At 72.8% G+C, this 1,556-nt stretch carries 1 protein-coding gene; it reads left to right on the top strand.

Annotation, left to right across the window (positions count from 1 at the left end; translation table 11 throughout):
* Positions 1 to 1,504 (top strand): sensor histidine kinase (locus D7W81_RS41200; RefSeq protein WP_147445840.1); only part of this gene is annotated, 1,504 nt, incomplete at its 5' end.
* Between the last annotated feature and the right edge of the window lie 52 nt (positions 1,505 to 1,556).

Here is a 1,556-nt window from a genome sequence, read left to right as displayed (position 1 = left end):
CCCTGGGCTCCCCCAGTCCCCTCCGGAGCCCGCACCTTGCGTCTGGGTGGTGGATGACAGCGCCAGTGAGGCGCGCTTCATCAAGAGCGCGCTTGGAACAGGTTTCCAGGTGGAGACGTTCCCGGACGGCGCGGCGATGCTTGAACGGCTGCATGCCGGGCGTGCTCCGGATGTCGTGGTGCTGGACTGGGAGATGCCAGGGATGTCCGGCCCGGAGGTCTGCCAGTTCCTGCGCGGACAGCGGGAGACGCAGGCCCTGCCGGTGCTGATGCTCACGGCGCACGGCCGGCCGGAGGACCTGGTGCAGGGGCTGCGCGCGGGCGCCAACGACTACGTGTCCAAGCCCTTCCGCACGGAGGAGGTGCGCGCGCGGGTGGACGCGCTCGCGCGCACCAAGCGGCTGGTGGACGACGTGCGGCGCACGAGCGAGGAGAAGGCGGAGGTGTTCGCGCAGCTGGACGCGCTGCTCACGTCCTCGCCCGTGGGGCTGTCGCTGCTGGACCGGGACCTGCGCTTCGTGCGCGTCAACGCGCGCATGGCGAAGCTGGACGGGCTGCCCCTGGACGCCTACGCGGGCAGGACGCTGGAGCAGGTGCTGCCCCGGTTCGCCTCCCGGCTGGAGCCGCTGCTCCGCCGCGTCATGGACACGGGCGAGCCCGTGGAGGAGCTGGGCTTCACGCTGGACCAGCCGGACGCGCCGGGCGGCGTCCTGCACGTGATGGCCAGCTACCACCCGGTGCGCACCGCCCGGGGAGAGGTGGTGGGCGTGGGCAGCGTGCTGGTGGACGTCACCCGGCTCAAGCAGGCGGAAGCCGAGCTGCACGCGTCCGCGGAGTTCCGCGAGCGCTTCCTGGGCATCGTGGGCCACGACCTGCGAAACCCCCTCCACTCCATCCGCATGGGCGCCAGCTTCCTCGTCGCCAGCGAGCAGCTGCCCCCGCCGCTGGTGCGCACCGCCAGCCGCATCATCAGCAGCACGGACCGGATGACGCGGATGATCACCGAGCTGCTGGACTTCACCCGCAGCCGGCTGGGCAGCGGCATCCCGCTGACGCCGGGCACCACGGACCTGGGCCAGGTGGCGCGCCAGGTGGTGGAGGAGCTGGAGCTGGCGCACCCGAACCGCACCGTGAACGTGACGGCCACCGGCCCGCTCACGGGTCAGTGGGACGCGGATCGGCTGGCGCAGGTGTTGAGCAACCTGGTGGGCAACGCCCTCCAGTACAGCCCCGCGGACGCAACCGTGGAGCTGGTGCTCATGGGCGAGCCGGGGCAGGTCGTCGCGCGGGTGAGCAACCCCGGAGTACCCATCGCCGCGGAGGAGCTGGAGGGGCTCTTCCACCCCTTCCAGCGCGCGCGCACGGGTGCCCACGTGCCGTCAGGCCTGGGCCTGGGCCTCTTCATCTCCGAGCAGATCGTCCGCGGCCACCGGGGCACGCTGACCGCGACGTCGGACGTGGAGCGGACGGTCTTCACCCTCACGCTGCCGCGCGGCGACGCGTGAGTCCCGGGGGACGCACGCCCCCCCGCTCCCGTGCCTCCCGGCCCTCCAGGCC

The sequence above is a fragment of the Corallococcus aberystwythensis genome (assembly GCF_003612165.1).
Classification (GTDB): Bacteria; Myxococcota; Myxococcia; order Myxococcales; family Myxococcaceae; genus Corallococcus; species Corallococcus aberystwythensis.
This window is presented reverse-complemented; position numbering and strand designations above follow the sequence as displayed.